This is a genomic window from Rhizobium sp. BK456, from assembly GCF_014194045.1.
GTDB classification, from domain to species: domain Bacteria; phylum Pseudomonadota; class Alphaproteobacteria; order Rhizobiales; family Rhizobiaceae; genus Rhizobium; species Rhizobium redzepovicii.
Genome location: NZ_JACIAO010000008.1, coordinates 132,134 through 147,371 on the forward strand (window position 1 = coordinate 132,134; position 15,238 = coordinate 147,371).

General features: G+C 62.1%; 11 protein-coding genes. 9 read left to right on the forward strand and 2 right to left on the reverse strand.

Annotation, left to right across the window (positions count from 1 at the left end; genetic code table 11):
* Nucleotides 1–149: 149 nt before the first annotated feature.
* Entirely contained in the window at nucleotides 150–719 is a 570-nt protein-coding gene (efp, locus tag FHX03_RS22260; protein ID WP_097624997.1) for an elongation factor P, read from the reverse strand.
* A 147-nt stretch (nucleotides 720–866) separates the two neighbouring features.
* On the opposite strand from efp, the gene epmA reads away from it, so the two are divergent.
* The 9 genes from epmA (at nucleotide 867) to FHX03_RS22305 (ending at nucleotide 13,780) form a co-directional block, all read left to right on the forward strand.
* Nucleotides 867–1,928, forward strand: a complete 1,062-nt coding sequence (gene epmA, locus FHX03_RS22265; protein ID WP_183778458.1) for an EF-P lysine aminoacylase EpmA — start codon at nucleotides 867–869, stop codon at nucleotides 1,926–1,928.
* A complete protein-coding gene (locus FHX03_RS22270; protein ID WP_183855480.1) occupies nucleotides 1,925–2,977 on the forward strand; it encodes a lysine-2,3-aminomutase-like protein in 1,053 nt (350 codons plus the stop codon). The genes epmA and FHX03_RS22270 overlap by 4 nt, the downstream gene beginning before the upstream one ends.
* 261 nt (nucleotides 2,978–3,238) lie before the next feature.
* Nucleotides 3,239–3,490 carry an acyl carrier protein gene (locus tag FHX03_RS22275; protein WP_012559298.1) on the forward strand — a complete coding sequence of 84 codons (252 nt, stop codon included), beginning with the start codon at nucleotides 3,239–3,241 and terminating at the stop codon, nucleotides 3,488–3,490.
* Nucleotides 3,490–4,671, forward strand: coding sequence for an acyl-CoA dehydrogenase family protein (locus FHX03_RS22280; RefSeq protein ID WP_183855482.1), 1,182 nt, complete (start codon nucleotides 3,490–3,492; stop codon nucleotides 4,669–4,671). The genes FHX03_RS22275 and FHX03_RS22280 overlap by 1 nt, the downstream gene beginning before the upstream one ends.
* A 5-nt stretch (nucleotides 4,672–4,676) precedes the next feature.
* The gene (locus tag FHX03_RS22285; RefSeq protein WP_183855484.1) at nucleotides 4,677–5,585 is read left to right on the forward strand and encodes an amino acid--[acyl-carrier-protein] ligase; all 909 of its coding nucleotides are present in this window, start codon (nucleotides 4,677–4,679) and stop codon (nucleotides 5,583–5,585) included.
* A complete protein-coding gene (locus FHX03_RS22290; RefSeq protein ID WP_183855486.1) occupies nucleotides 5,576–6,556 on the forward strand; it encodes a DUF1839 family protein in 981 nt (326 codons plus the stop codon). Before FHX03_RS22285 ends, FHX03_RS22290 begins: the two co-directional genes overlap by 10 nt.
* Nucleotides 6,557–6,572: 16 nt before the next feature.
* Nucleotides 6,573–9,053 carry a glycoside hydrolase family 2 protein gene (locus FHX03_RS22295; RefSeq protein WP_183855488.1) on the forward strand — a complete coding sequence of 827 codons (2,481 nt, stop codon included), beginning with the start codon at nucleotides 6,573–6,575 and terminating at the stop codon, nucleotides 9,051–9,053.
* Between the two features lie 45 nt (nucleotides 9,054–9,098).
* Nucleotides 9,099–10,277 carry a glycosyltransferase family 4 protein gene (locus FHX03_RS22300; RefSeq protein ID WP_183855490.1) on the forward strand — a complete coding sequence of 393 codons (1,179 nt, stop codon included), beginning with the start codon at nucleotides 9,099–9,101 and terminating at the stop codon, nucleotides 10,275–10,277.
* A 191-nt stretch (nucleotides 10,278–10,468) separates the two neighbouring features.
* Complete coding sequence (locus FHX03_RS22305) at nucleotides 10,469–13,780, forward strand: oligosaccharide flippase family protein (RefSeq protein WP_183855492.1); 3,312 nt, start codon at nucleotides 10,469–10,471, stop codon at nucleotides 13,778–13,780.
* 19 nt (nucleotides 13,781–13,799) lie between these two features.
* Here the strand turns inward: FHX03_RS22305 and FHX03_RS22310 are convergent, their stop codons facing one another.
* Nucleotides 13,800–14,978: a glycosyltransferase family 4 protein gene (locus FHX03_RS22310; protein ID WP_183855495.1), complete on the reverse strand. Its 1,179-nt coding sequence runs from the start codon at nucleotides 14,976–14,978 to the stop codon at nucleotides 13,800–13,802.
* Nucleotides 14,979–15,238 lie beyond the last annotated feature (260 nt).

Consider the following 15,238-nt stretch of genomic DNA (forward strand, 5'->3'; position numbering starts at 1 on the left):
TCGAATTTGATTCATGCAATTTATGCATGTCGTTATCCCGGAACCGCTGCACACTTCCTGATGACATGCATTGACCGGAAATTCCCTGTTGGCGGCGGACACAAAAAAGCCGGTCGAAACCGGCCTTTTGCATGCGATGATGACCAGGATCAGTCCTTGGCGCGTTCGACGTAGGAATTGTCTTCCGTTGCGATGACGACGCGGGTGCCGGCATTGATGTGCGGCGGCACCATGGTGCGCACGCCGTTCGACAGCATCGCCGGCTTGTAGGAAGACGATGCCGTCTGACCCTTGACGACCGGCTCGGTCTCGGTGATTTCGAGCGTCACGTGGCGCGGCAGTTCGAGCGCCAGCGGAATGCCTTCATGGATCGACAGGACGCAGGACATGCCTTCCTGCAGATAGGCCTTCTGATCGCCCATGGTTTCGACATCGACCACGACCTGATCGTAGTTGCCGGGGTTCATGAAGTGGAAGCCTTCGCCGTCTTCATAGAGATACTGGAAGGAGACGTCCTCGACGAAGGCGCGCTCGACCTGCTCGGTGGTGCGCCAGCGCTCGGAGACCTTCACGCCGTCGACGATGCGGCGCATGTCGACCTGGGTGACCGGCGTGCCCTTGCCCGGGTGAAAGTTCTGAGCGGTGAGAACGACGTAGAGCTTGCCGTCGACATCGAGAACGTTGCCCTTGCGGACCGAAGAGGCGATGACCTTGACCATAAGACTTCCTTGTAACTCGGCTTTCGGCGTCGTAGATGACTGTCGAGACGCCTCGGAGACGCAAATATTTTTCTTTGGGGCGCAACTAACCTAAAATCCGGGAAATAGCCATCCCCATACCGGCTTCTCCGGCGAAGAAAGCTTGGAATGAACTCTTCGGCGAAAGCGTCCCCCTGGTGGACCCCGTCCGTGCATGCCGATCGCCGTCCGTTCCTGATCGGGCGCAATGCGATCCAGGCGGCGCTGCGCGGCTTTTTTGCGCGCGAGGATTTCATCGAGGTGGATACGGCGGTGCTGCAAATCTCGCCGGGCAACGAGGCGCATCTGCATGCCTTCGCCACGGAAGCGCTGACGACGGACGGGCAAAAGGCGCCATTCTATCTGCACACCTCGCCGGAATTCGCTTGCAAGAAGCTGCTTGCGGCGGGTGAGGAACGTATCTCGTGTTTTGCCCATGTCTATCGCAACCGCGAGCGCGGGCCGCTGCACCATCCCGAATTCACCATGCTCGAATGGTACCGGGCCGGCGAAAGCTATGAGAGCCTGATGATGGATTGCGTGCGGATTCTGGCGCTTGCGACCGAGACGGCAAACACCGAAAAGCTTGCCTATCGCGGCGGCGAGAGCGATCCTTTCGCCGGTCCGGAGCGGATCAGCGTTGCCGAAGCCTTCGAGCGCCATGCCGGCATCGATCTTCTCGCCTCGGTCGCCGCCGACGGTTCGACCGATCGCGATCATCTGGCCGCCGAGATGAAGCGTGTCGGCATGCGTGTTGCCGATGACGACGGCTGGGCCGATCTGTTCAGCCGGGTGCTTGTGGAAAAAATCGAGCCGCATCTCGGCTTCGGCCGCATCACCATCCTCGACGAATATCCGGTCTCGGAAGCAGCGCTCGCGCGCCCTTCGGCCCGCGATCCACGCGTTGCCGAGCGTTTCGAGCTCTATGCCTGCGGAGTCGAACTTGCCAACGGCTTCGGCGAACTCACTAGTGCTGCCGAGCAGCGGCGGCGGTTCGAGATCGAGATGGCCGAGAAGGCGCGTGTTTATGGCGAGACCTATCCGCTCGACGAGGATTTCCTCGCCGCACTGTCGCTGATGCCCGAGGCAAGCGGCATCGCGCTCGGCTTTGACCGGCTGGTGATGCTGGCGACGGGAGCGTCGCGCATTGATCAGGTGCTTTGGGCGCCGGTCGCGGAGTATGGACGATGAATGCCGTCAAACCGGTCAAGAGCGTCGACGATCTGGTGATGGCGGGGCTGGTCTCTTCCGCCGATCGCAGAGCGCTCGAGGAGGTTGCCGTGCGTTACGCAATTGCCTTGACGCCTGTTATGACCAGGCTGATCGATCGCGCCGATCCCGCTGATCCGATCGCGCGGCAGTTCGTGCCCGATGCCGCCGAACTCACGGTCTTGCCCGAAGAACGCGCCGATCCGATCGGCGATCACGCCCATAGCCCGGTCGAAGGCATCGTCCACCGCTATCCCGATCGCGTGCTGCTGAAGGCCGTGCATGTCTGCCCGGTCTATTGCCGCTTCTGCTTCCGGCGCGAAATGGTCGGGCCGCAGGGTCTCGGCACGCTCGATGCGGCGGCGATGCAGGCAGCCTTTGACTATATCAGAGGTCACGAGGAGATCTGGGAGGTCATCCTCACAGGTGGCGATCCGCTGGTGCTGTCCCCGCGCCGCCTTCGCGAGATCATGGAGGCGCTGGCGGACATTGCGCATGTGAAGATCGTGCGTTTCCACACGCGTGTTCCTGTCGTCGATCCCGACAAGATCGACGACGCACTGATCGCCGCGCTGAGGGCGAGCGGCAAGACGGTCTATGTGGCGCTGCACGCCAATCACGTCAGGGAACTGACGGCGGAAGCGCGTGCCGCCTGCGCCCGTCTGGTCGATGCCGGCATTGCCATGGTCAGCCAGTCGGTGCTGCTCAAAGGCGTCAACGACGATCCCGACGTGCTTGCGGCGCTGATGAAGGCCTTCGTCGAAATCCGCGTCAAACCTTATTACCTGCATCACCCGGATCTGGCGCCCGGCACCGGCCACTTCAGATTGACGATCGAGGAGGGACAAAGGATCGTCTCGGCGTTGCGCGGACGGGTTTCCGGGCTCTGCCAGCCGACCTACATCCTCGATATCCCGGGCGGTTACGGCAAAACCGTCGTCAGCGGCAGCACCGTGCAGGCCAGGGGCGATGGATGTTATTCCGTCTCGGATTATCGCGGTGACGAGCATTCCTACCCACCCGCTGAATGACGTGAAACGGCTTTTCCGTGTCATTTCTGTACTCGCCGCGGCGAAAATTGCGTCGAGCGCCGTCGACGAAATAGACGTAATGCGTTGATTTTAAATCGATATTGGAACTCCCGCCACGGCGACCGCTAAAATTCTAACTGTGAGCCTTAGTCATATTTAACGCTATAAATTAGCGGAATTTTCTGTTTTCCGCACTAAAAGAACGCTCATGACAAGGCGATGAACGCCGGTTCGGGATCATGAGAATCTTGGAGTGATGGGATGAATAAGACAATCCGCGACCTTGTAGCCAAATTCGGCAAACTTCCGGCGTCGATCGACCAGGTCGCCGACGATGCCGATCTTTATGCGGCAGGTCTGACGTCCTTTGCTTCGGTGCAGCTGATGCTTGGCATCGAAGAAGCCTTCGACATCGAATTTCCCGACAATCTCCTGAACCGTAAATCCTTCGCGAGCATCTCGGCGATCGCCAGGACGGTCGATCTCATTCGGGACAGCCGGAAGGTCGCCTGATGAATTTCCCCGTCAAGATCATACAGGACGGTCTTGTCGCGCGGGTCGCCCGAGTCGCCGAAATCGCGGCGAAACACGCCGATGCCGTCGATGTCGAAGCCCGCTTCCCGAGGGAAGCCGTGGATGCAATGAAGGCCGAAAGACTGCTCGGCATCCAGGTGCCGCGCCAATTCGGCGGCGAATCCGCCTCAATCACTGAGATCGCCGAATTGTGCTCGATGCTCGGTCAGGCCTGCGCTGCAAGCGCCATGGTCTTCGCCATGCATCACATCAAGCTGTCGAGCCTTGTCGAACATGGCGCCGACAGCGAATGGCATGGCGACTTCATGCGCCGCATTGCCGCCGAGCAGCTGCTGATCGCATCGGCCACCACCGAGGGCGGTATCGGCGGAAACCTGCGCAACAGTATCTGCGCTGTCGAAGTCGACGGCGATACCTGCCGTCTCGAAAAGGATGCGACCGTCATTTCCTACGGTTCGCATGCCGACGCCATCCTCATCACCTCGCGTGCCCATGCGCAGGCGGCTTCCTCAGACCAGGTGCTGACGGCCTTTCTCAGGGACCAGTACACGCTCGAGAAGACGCACGCCTGGAATACGCTCGGCATGCGTGGCACCTGCTCCGATGGCTTCCTCTTCAAAGGCGAAGCGCCGGCGCATCAGATCCTGCCGAAGCCTTTCGCCGAGATCGCGGCGCAATCCATGCTCGCTTCGTCGCACCTGTTATGGAGCGGCGTCTGGTACGGCATCGCGGTCGACGCCGTCGCACGCGCCCAGGCCTTCGTGCGCGCTGCCGCGCGCAAGGCGCCGGATACTCAGCCGCCGGGCGCCTTGCGCCTCGCCGAAGTTTCGAACCTGCTGCAGATGGTCAAATCCAACGTGGTTGCCGGACTCAAGGCCTATGAGGATGCAAAGGCCGATGTCGACAGGCTGTCCTCGATGGGCTTTGCCGTGGCGATGAACAACGTCAAGATCGCCTCTTCCGAGACGATCCTGGAGATCGTCAACCATGCCATGCTGATCTGCGGCATCATGGGCTACAAGAACGGCACGCCCTTCAGTCTCGGACGCCATCTGCGCGACGCGCATTCGGCTCAGCTCATGATTTCGAACGACCGCATCCTCGGCAATACGTCGAGCATGCTTCTTGTCCATAAGCAGGACACTAGCCTACTGGGGTGACAGTCATGGATATGCAGACCTCGTTTCTCGACCGGCTTTTCGAAGCCGGCCTGCTGATCGATACGGGCATCGATGGGCTCTATGGCCGCAGCGGCCAATTCGAGGAGGTGATCGCTGCCTTCGAGCGTCTCATCGACAAGGTTGGCGGCGGCGACGGTGCGGAGGCCATGCGCTTTCCGCCCGGCATGAATCGCGCCTTCTTCGAAAAGAGCGGCTATATGAAGAGCTTCCCGCAGCTTGCCGGAACGGTGCATAGTTTCTGCGGCAGCGAACTCGATCATGTCAGCCTGCTGCAATGCATGGAAGTCGGCGAGGACTGGACCAAGGGTCAGGAGGCGACCGATATCGTGCTGACCCCGGCTGCCTGCTATCCGCTCTATCCGACGGTTGCCAAGCGCGGCAATCTGCCGAAGACGGGCGGCCTGTTCGATCTGCAATCCTATTGCTTCCGCCACGAGCCGTCGAAAGATCCGGCCCGCCAGCAGTTGTTCCGCATGCGCGAATATGTCTGCATGGGCACCGAAGAGCATGTCACCGATTTCCGCCAACGCTGGATGGATCGCGGCGTCGAGATGATGAACGCCGTCGGCCTCGATGTAACGATCGATATCGCCAACGATCCGTTCTTCGGCCGCGCCGGCAAGATGCTCGCCAACAATCAGCGCGACCAGAACCTGAAGTTCGAACTGCTGATCCCGATCACCTCGGCCGCCAATCCGACCGCCTGCATGAGCTTCAACTATCATCAGGATGCCTTCGGCTCGAAGTGGGGCCTGAACCTCGAAGACGGCAGTGTCGCGCATACGGCCTGCGTCGGCTTCGGGCTGGAGCGCATCGCGCTTGCCCTCTTCCACCATCACGGGCTCGAGGTGAAGGAATGGCCGGCCAATGTACGGAAAGCGCTGTGGGGCTGAGCCGGTCGATGACATCGGTATTTTCGGGAATCGACCCGGAAACCTACCGTCAGCACGCGCTGCATTCCAGCGAACGCGCTTGGCCGGAAACCAATTGCTACGTCGATCTCTGGATCGAAGTGCTGGCGACCTCGGGGGTGGCGCCCGAGGCGATGCTCGGTTTCACCCTGACGCAGGATTTCGAGGGCGATCAGTTCACCTTCTTTAAGGTGCCGCTCGAGGATCTCGACGCGCTCTATGGCATTCGCGCAACCGAGCTTGCCATCTACGACCGTGTCGAACGCCATGTCGAAGTCCAGATCGCGCGGGGCCGTCTCTGCCTGATCGAGATGGATTCCTTCTACATGCCGGATACGCGCGGCACCGCCTACCGGCAGGAGCACGGCAAGACGACGGTTGCGATCAACCGGCTGGACGTTGCGGCCAAGCGCGTCGATTATTTCCACAATGCCGGCTATTTCCGCCTCGAAGGCGAGGATTTCGATGGGCTGTTCCAGCTGCAGCTGACGGAGAACGAGCCGCCGTTCCTGCCCTATACGGAATTTGCACGGTTCCCGGAAAAGCCCGCTGACGAAGCGCATCTCAGCGCCACTGCCCGGCGGCTTGCCGGCGTTCATTTCAGCAGGCGCCCGAGCGAAAATCCGATCCGCGCCTTTGCAGCCGTCTTTCCGCAGCAGGTCGAAGCGGTTGCCGAGCGGCCGTTCGGATTCTTCCACAAATATGCCTTCAACACGCTTCGCCAGGTCGGCGCCAATTTCGAGCTGGCGGCCGATTATCTGGCCTGGCTTTCCGCAGATGAATTCGCCGCCGCCGCCGAGCATGCCCGGCGCATTTCGGACGTGGCGAAATCGGTGCAGTTCCAGCTTGCGCGCGCCATTGCCCGCCGGAAGTTCGAGCCGCTGCAGGCAGCCCTTGATCCGGCCGCCGATGCATGGGATTCCATGATGACATCGCTTGCGGAGCGAATCTGAGGCCGGAGATCTGACCATGCGCGGGCGTTTGGCAAGCATCGGTGCCGAGGAAAGCCTGCTTTCCGAAGGCTGGAACCTGATCCTGACGGAGCCGGGCGCCTGCGCCGTGCCGCATGATATTCCGCTCTCCGCGCAGTTCACTCCCGCCCCCGTTCCCGGGACCGTTGCCGCAGCACTCGAAAAGGCCGGACTGTTCGACCGGGAAAATCCAGAGCCGTTGAACACGCGGGATGCCTGGTATCTCTGCCGGCTGTTCGATGCCGAGCCGGGTGAAGCGATCCTGCGTTTCGCGGGACTTGCCACGCTTTGCCATGTCTTCCTCAACGGCCAGGAAATCCTTTTTTCCGAGAGCATGTTCACGGCCCATGAAATCCCGGTGACGCTGGTGGGTGGCGACGAGCTGGCGCTGTGTTTCCGGGCGCTCGGCCCCCGCCTGTCGGAGCCCGGCCCGCGTGCGCGCTGGCGGCCGCAGATGATCACGCCGGCGGGTCTCAAAAATTTCCGCACGACGCTGCTCGGCCATATGCCGGGCTGGTGCCCCGATATCCATGCGGTCGGGCCATGGCGGCCGATCTCGCTGGTGCGGCGCAACCCCGTCTCGATCGACAATGTCTCCGTCCGCGCCGTGTTAGACGAGAACGGCGTCGGCCGTCTCAGCGTTTCCCTGCACAGCAATGCCGAGAATCCGGCAATGCTGCTGCGCTGCGGCGGCATGGAGCAGCCTTTCGAGAAGATCGGCGACAGTCATTACTCTTCTATCCTCAAGCTTGCCGACATCGAGCCCTGGTGGCCGCATACGCACGGCGCTCCGCGTCTCTATGAGCTGACGCTCGTTTCCGACGGCGTGGATTATCCGCTCGGCACGACCGGCTTCCGGCGGATCGACGTCGAGCGCGGCGCCGATGGCGACGACTTCGCGCTCCTTATTAACGGCGAACGCATCTTCTGCCGCGGCGCGGTGTGGACGACAGCCGATATCGCGCGTCTGCCGGGCACGCGGGCGGATTATGAGCCGTTCCTGCGGCTTGCCGCGCAAGCCGGCATGAACATGATCCGCATCGGCGGCACCATGGCCTACGAGACACCGGATTTCTTCGGGCTTTGCGACGAACTCGGCCTGCTGGTCTGGCAGGATTTCATGTTCGCCAACTTCGATTATCCGCGCAACGACAAGGCTTTTCTCGGCCACGTGCATGCGGAGGTCGAGGAATTCCTGCACGGCGTCCAGGCGTCGCCATCGTTGGCGGTGCTCTGCGGCGGCAGCGAAATCCATCAGCAGGCGGCGATGCTCGGTCTGCCCGTGGAATTCTGGAGCGGACCGGTTACCGATGAAATCATCCCGGCCATCGTTACGCGCATGCGTCCCGACGTGCCCTACGTTCCGAATTCGCCTTATGGCGGGGCGATGCCGTTTTCGCCGAATGCCGGTATCGCCCATTATTACGGCGTCGGCGCCTATATGCGGCCGATTGCCGATGCGCGCCGCGCCGATGTGCGTTTTGCCTCAGAAAGCCTTGCGTTTGCGCATGTGCCGCAGCTAAGGACGCTGCATCGTCATCTCGACGTGCCGGCCGTCCACAGCCCGCTCTGGAAGGCCCGCGTGCCGCGCGACCGCAGCGCATCCTGGGATTTCGAGGACGTTCGCGATTTCTATCTGGAGCTTCTCTATGGTTTCGATCCGGCCCGCCTGCGGCGCGAGGATCCGGAACTTTATCTCGATTTCTCCCGCGCCGTCACTGGCGAGGTGATTGAGGAGACGTTTGCCGAATGGCGGCGCAAGGGTTCGGCTTGCAACGGCGCGCTCGTCTGGACGCTGCAGGACCTGTTGCCCGGTCCCGGCTGGGGGGTGATCGATTCCACCGGCGAGCCGAAGCCGGTCTGGTATGCGATGCGCCGCGCCTTTCGGCCGGTGCAGACGGTGTTCACCGACGAGGGAACCAACGGCCTCGACGTGCATGTCGTCAACGAGACGGACGCAGACCTCGACGTCGAGCTCGAAGTCGTCTGCCTGCGCGATGGAAAGCAGCAGGTCGTCAGCGGCAGCCGGGCCTTCAAACTGGCGGCAAGGGACACGGAACGTCTTGCCGCGACCGCGCTGTTCGGTGCCTTTTTCGATACGACCTATGCCTTCCGCTTCGGACCGCCGGCGCATGATGCCAGTGTGGCGCGCCTGCGCTCGCTGGCGGACGGCGCCATTCTCGCCGAGAGCTTCCACTTCCCGTGCGGACGGGGGAAGGCGTTGCATGAAGCAGCTATCGAAGCATCATTCACCAGAGACGGCGACGACTGGTTCGTTGACCTCAAGACCGACCGGCTGGCGCAATCGGTGCATATCGACGTCGAAGGCTATCGGGCCGACGACGACTGGTTCCACCTTGCCCCCGGCGCGATGCGGCGCGTGAAGCTCAACGCGCTGTCCGGCGTGGAAAGCGATACTCCGCCTGCGGGTGAAATCAGAAGTCTAGGCAGTTCGCATCGTGTCGCAATCGAGGGCTGACGCCCCTGCGAAGGATGACGCCGATCCATTGGGAAAGACCTTGATTTGAGAACGACATACCGCTTTTTGCGTGCCCATGTCCTGCAGCGGCTGATCCCGCGGTCGCGCCTTGCCTTCAATCCGCGCCGGCCGGTGGAAATCGTCGGCTATCTCTCGATGGCTGTCGGCGTCGGCGAATCGGCAAGGCTCTGCGCCGGTGCGCTCTCCGAAGCCGGAAGGGCAATTTCGCTCTCCGACGTCAGCACGCATCCCGACGAGAAGTCCTTCCCCGGATGGACGTCGTCGCGTCTTTCCACCGAGCCGCCAGGAAGCCGTATCTGGCACCTCAATCCGCCGATGCTGCCGCGCGCCATCCTGATGAAGGGTGTCGGCAATTTCACCCGCACCTTCAATATCGGCTACTTCGCCTGGGAGCTCGAAGTGGTGCCGGCGGAATGGCGCAATGCCATGCACTACATGAACGCGGTCTTCGTGCCGTCGGAATTCACCCGGCGGGCGATTGCGCCGCTCACCAAGGCACCGGTCCTCGTCGTTCCCCATCCGGTGATCGAGGCGCCGGCGACCGAAGGCATGCGGGAGAGGTTCGGCATCGAGAAGGACGCCTTTCTCGTCAGCTTCATCTTCAGCGCCGGCTCGTCGATCAACCGGAAAAATCCGCAGGCCGTCATCGAGGCTTTCAGGATATTTGCCGCCGAAGCCCCAAGCGCCTTCCTGTTGATGAAGGCCAGCGGCGATGTGAACAAGGATGAAGCCCTCAGCGCGCTGGTCGCTTCGGTCGCGGGCGACGCCCGGATCAGGATCGTCACCGACAGGCTGTCGAACGCCGATATCAACGGCCTCATCCGCTCTTCCGACGCCTATCTTTCGCTGCATCGTTCAGAGGGTTTCGGGCTGACGGTCGCCGAGGCGATCATGCAGGGCACGCCCGTCGTCTCCACGGCCTGGTCCGGCACAGCGGATTTCTGCGACCCCCGCAATAGCTGGCTGGTCCCCTCTCCTCTGATCCCCGTCGTCGATACCCATCCCGAATTTGCCGGGCTTGAGGGTGCGGTCTGGGCGGATCCCTCTCCCGAAGCCGCCGCCGCCCATTTGAGCGACATCTTCCGCGCGCCCGAGCTCGCGCGAGGAAAGGCCGAGAAAGCGCGGGAGTTCCTACGGCACCATCTCGCAGACAACAGCTATGAGAGGGCGCTCCAGACGCTGGCGGCGATGCAATCCAGCTAAGGTGAGGTCGTCACTCCGCTTTATTTTAACATTTTCGCATTAGAGATGACGGGTATGCGGCTTTAGAGCATGGCGCGCAAAAGTGTGCGGCGGTTTTGCGATAACGGCATGCTTAAAAACGAGAGCTAAAGCGCGAGGAGCGAATCTGAAAGATCGCAGCGCGCTTTAGGCCGATGCCGGCGGATGGACAGATGTCGAAGGGTATTATCGCAAATTCGGTGATGAATGCGGCGGCAGGCATGCTGCTGCTGCTGACGGGTTTCGTTTCGTCGATCATAACCGCGCGGCTGCTCGGGCCGGAGGCCAACGGCATCGTCGCCTTCTCGCTGTGGCTGGTGGTCACGGGCGCCTCGATCGCCGAACTCGGTTCCAGCATCACGCTGTTGAAGACCCTGCCGCAGCTTTCGGCGGAAGGTTACGATATGCGCCGTCGGCGGGGTTTTGCCGCCATCCTCGTCAGCTTCATGATGTTTTCGACCGTCGTGCTGCTGGCGCTCTACGCGCTGTTCTTCCTGACGTCGGAGGAGATGCACTGGGCCGATACCGCGCTGTCCGTCGCGCTTGTCACCGGCGTGCTGTTCTTCGTCCAGGCAATTGGATCCTTCGTCAAATTCTACCTGATCGGCGAAAAGAAACTGGGCGCCTTCTTCCGGCTGACGGTTGCCGTCTCGATCGTACAGCTTGCCGGCGTTGCCGTCGGCGCTGTGCTCTATGGGGTGGAAGGCGTGCTCGTCGGTTATGCGCTCGGCCAGCTCGTGCTTTTCTTCGCCACACTGCCGATCCTTCTTGCGCGGCGCGACTGGTGCGGGGTCTCTCTCAAAGCGCTCGCCTCCTCCTCGGTCATCCTGTCGATCCAGTTTATTATCGATTCGATCTTCCTTAATCGGCTCGAGCTGCTCTTCCTGCAGCAGTTCTGGTCGGTGGAGATGGTCGGCTACTACGCCGTCGGCCTGTCGATCGCCAATATCGCGCTGCAGCTGCCGATCCAGATGACCGGCAGCCTGCTGCCCTATTATTCCGAGCGGCGGCACAACAGCGACGATTCGACCTTGCCGGTCGAGGTCTTCGCCGCCGTCACCCGCAGCATGGCCTATATCGTATTGCCGATGAGCCTCGGGCTGGCGGCGATCTCCAGTGAATTGGTGCTCGTGGTGTTCGGCGAAGCGTTCCGCCGCAGCGGAACGGTGGTAGCGCTGCTTGCGCTGGTCGCGCCCGCCTATACCTTCATGCAGATCCTCAGTCTCTACCTCTTGTCGATGGACAGGGTTCGCTCTCGCCTGAACATCAGTGTGATAGGTGGCCTTCTGATGGTAGTCGGTTGTTTACTGATCATACCTAGGCTTGCAGCCGAGGGTGCCGCACTCGTGCGCATCCTCGTCTTCGTTGCGATGTCGGTGATGATGATCAGACAGACAGGATTCGGATCCCAGCTTTCAGGCCTCTACACAAGCCTGACGAAGGTGACCCTTGCCGCCGTGCTTTGTGCTTGCGGGGCGCTCTCGGTGCTGGAATTCATCCAGGGGCCGGTCGGTCTCGTCGCCGCGATCCTTGCCGGCACATTCTGCTATCTCGTGGCACTCCGCCTGCTGCGCGTCATGCCGGCCGAAGATGTCGAGGTCATGCGCTCCATTCTCGCCAAGATGCCGCAGGTGCTGCAGCGCCCTGTAGGCTACGCGATCAATTTCATTGCGCCGCGGCTTCCGGGCGACCCCGACCGCGCCAAGGTCGCGCCCGGGGAATTTTCGCTCGAACCGGCCGAGGGTGCCGGGCGCAACGCCGCCCTGCCTGTCGTCTTCGACGGCACGATCGGGCTGTTCATGCCTGAAAACCCTCTGGCGAAGAAGCGTTCAGCCGCCGTGCTCTTCGTCAGCCCCTGGGGTTTCGAGGAGATGTGCAGCCGCAAATTCTTCCGTGTGGCCGCCGAGCATTTCTCGGATATCGGCGTGGCGAGCCTGCGTTTCGACTATCGCGGCACTGGCGACGCGCTCGATTTCGGCGCGCTGCCGGCAAGGCTGGAAACCTGGGAAAATTCGATCCGCGCGGCGGCCGCCAAGCTCAAATCGCTGAGCGGCTGCGACCGTATCATCCTCATCGGACAGGGGCTCGGCGCAACGCTTGCTCATCGCATCGGCGCCTCGATCGACGGCGTCGACAGCCTCGTCATGCTGGCGCCGGTGCTGAGCGGCCGGGCCTATCTGCGCGAACTCAACATGTGGTCCAAGATCATCGATGCCGATCTCGGCCTCGGCAAGGAACATGTCCAGACCGCGAAGGTGCAGATCGCCGGGCTCGTCATGCCCGAAGAGATCGCCGCCGAGCTCGGCAAGCTCAACATCGCCGCGCCGCAGGGGCTTGCTGCGTCGCGTTATCTGATCCTCGAGCGTCCCGCCAAGGTCGACGATACCGGCTTTGCCGATGCGCTGAAGGCGCTCGGCGCCGACGTCGAACAGACGGTTTTCGAAGGCTATGACGAGCTCGCCACCAATCCGCTGTTTGCCAAGACGCCGGCTGAGGTCGTCGAGTTGCTGAAGACGTGGCTGGAGAGGATGACGACGGAGACGTCCGGCGCGCATTCGCCGGCGACGATCGAAAATGCGCCGCTTGCCGGCGAGGGTTTTGTCGAAACACCGGTGCGTTTCGGCAGCCACGACCATCTGGTCGGCGTCGTCAGCCGGCCGCTCGGCGAGATCAAGGGCAATGCGGTTCTCTTCCTGTCGACGGCCTATGACCGGCATGCCGGCTGGGGACGGACGACGGTGGATATGGCGCGTGAGCTCGCACGTCAGGGCGTCGTTTCGCTGCGCTTCGATTCCGCCAATGTCGGAGACAGCCCGCCGCGGCCGGATGCGCCGGAACAGGTGCTTTATTCCAGCACGCAGACCGAGGATGCGGTTGCCGCGCTCGATCTGCTCGAACGCGTCGTTGCAGGTCCGGTCATGGTGGCCGGCCGGTGCAGCGGCGGCTACGTCGCCTTCCGTGCCGGCGTCGCCGACGAGCGGTTGAAGGCGGTCGTCTCGATCAATCCCTTCGTCTATTACTGGGATCCCGAGGTGCCGGTGCGCCGGGAGCATGTCGTTTCCGTCCCGCGCAGCCTCGATGACTATGGTCAGCGCCTAGCGCGGGTAGATACGCTGAAGCGGCTGCTCAGCGGTCAGGTGGACGTGGTTTCGGCGCTGCAGAATATCGTCATCGCCGGCGGCCGGCGTCTGTCACCCTTTATCGCGCCGCTGCTGGAACTGCTTCCCGACCGGCGCCATATTGCTCGCGAGGTTCGGCATTCCTTCGCGCTGTTCGGCAAGCGCAAGGTGCCGCTGACGCTGATTTACAGCGAGGGCGATGTCGGGCTCGACCATGTCTATTTCCATTTCGGACCGCGCGGCGCCAAGCTTTCCCGCTATCCGAATGTGCGGCTGCTGATGCTGCCGGATGCCGACCATAATCTGACGCCGCCGCAATCGCGCAAATTCGTGCTCGACGAGATCATCCGCCTGGCGAGGGCGTGAGGAATTTCAGGCCGGTAGTTCAGATGCTGTCTGCAGTGGCGACGTTCAGCGACCGATAGAGATCGATATAACGCCCGGCAACAATGTCCCAGGAGTAACCGCGCGCGGCGTCGAGAAGCCCGGCGCGAACGGCGTCCGGTTGGCGTGCGAGCGTTTCATAGGCCGCTTCGATCCCGGTCGCGGCGGTCTCCGGATTGGTGAAATCGGCAAGCGTGATGACGGGATGCCGGCGGGCAAGGGTCGTAAAGGCGTCGTTGGCGTTCAGCACCGGCAGCAGGCCGGCGCTCATCGCCTCCAGCGCCACCAGGCCGAAACCTTCATATTCCGAGGCGGAGGCGAAGAGCGAGGCGTCGGCGATGATGCGCCGGATGGCGGCGTTGTCGGGTGAGACGTGCAGGGTGACGCGGCCGGACAGGTCGCGGCCTTCGATCGCGGCTTCGACGTCGGCCCGGTTCTGATCGGATTCGGCCCCGACGATGTCGAGATGCCATTCCGCATTGCGCGTCTTCAGTTCGGCCATCGCATCGAGCAAATGGTCCAGCCGCTTGTTGACCGAGAACCGGCCGATGGTGACGATGCGGCGCCGCGCCCGGCGCGAAGCAGTGTCGGCAAATTTGCCGATATCGGCGCCGTTTTCGATCAGCAGGCTGTCGGACACGATTTCGGAAAACTGCTTGAGGTCGGAGGCGCTGCAGCAGACGACGCGCCTATAGGCCAGTGCCGAAGCGCGGGTCAGTGTCCGGAACCAGATCTTCTTGATCGCCGCGTATTTCCTGGTGTGGAAGAAGCCTCCATGGGTGGTGACGATCATCGGCTTGCGGTGGAGCAGCCGGCCCCAGGCGAGCGCGTCGAAGAAGAAATCGATGGCATGGACGTGGACGAGATCGGCATCGGCGAGATGGCCGAAAACTTTGGGCGCCAGTGGATAACGGCTGCTGCCGGACCAGGGAATGCGCACCACCTCGATGCCGTCGATATCTTCGCGCGGCGGCAGCTTGTCATCAGGTGCGGTGAACAGCGAATCGAGGGTGACGACGCGGACGCGATAACCGCGGCGAACGGTCTGGCGGGCGAGATTGGCGACAACGTCTTCCAGGCCGCCCCGGTTGGGCAGGAACTGGCGCACGACATGGACGATCAGCGGCGCCGTTTCCGGCTGCGGCCTCTCGCGCATCCTGTCTGCCTCGACGATCACCATTTTCCACCTATCGCTGCACGCGCCGCCTCATGCCGAGACGGGACTCTTATAGCAACGACCAGATATCTCAGGCGTTAAGCCGTGGTTTAAGCGGCATCCCGAGAGGCGATTCTTCGTAAAAAGGTTAACCGCGTCTGACGGAGTTCAGAGCATTTCCGTTTTTCTTCGCATCACGGAAATGCTCTGTCTTTTGTTTTTACGCAATTCCCGGCAAAAGCGCTTCGCGCTTTGCCTGGCAAAACCGCTGCACACTTTTGCTG

Coding starts and splice junctions, on each gene's coding strand:
- efp (WP_097624997.1), bottom strand. CDS start 719: ATGGTCAAGGTCATCGCCTCTTCGGTCCGCAAGGGCAACGTTCTCGAT.
- epmA (WP_183778458.1), top strand. CDS start 867: ATGAACTCTTCGGCGAAAGCGTCCCCCTGGTGGACCCCGTCCGTGCAT.
- FHX03_RS22270 (WP_183855480.1), top strand. CDS start 1,925: ATGAATGCCGTCAAACCGGTCAAGAGCGTCGACGATCTGGTGATGGCG.
- FHX03_RS22275 (WP_012559298.1), top strand. CDS start 3,239: ATGAATAAGACAATCCGCGACCTTGTAGCCAAATTCGGCAAACTTCCG.
- FHX03_RS22280 (WP_183855482.1), top strand. CDS start 3,490: ATGAATTTCCCCGTCAAGATCATACAGGACGGTCTTGTCGCGCGGGTC.
- FHX03_RS22285 (WP_183855484.1), top strand. CDS start 4,677: ATGGATATGCAGACCTCGTTTCTCGACCGGCTTTTCGAAGCCGGCCTG.
- FHX03_RS22295 (WP_183855488.1), top strand. CDS start 6,573: ATGCGCGGGCGTTTGGCAAGCATCGGTGCCGAGGAAAGCCTGCTTTCC.
- FHX03_RS22305 (WP_183855492.1), top strand. CDS start 10,469: ATGTCGAAGGGTATTATCGCAAATTCGGTGATGAATGCGGCGGCAGGC.
- FHX03_RS22310 (WP_183855495.1), bottom strand. CDS start 14,978: ATGGTGATCGTCGAGGCAGACAGGATGCGCGAGAGGCCGCAGCCGGAA.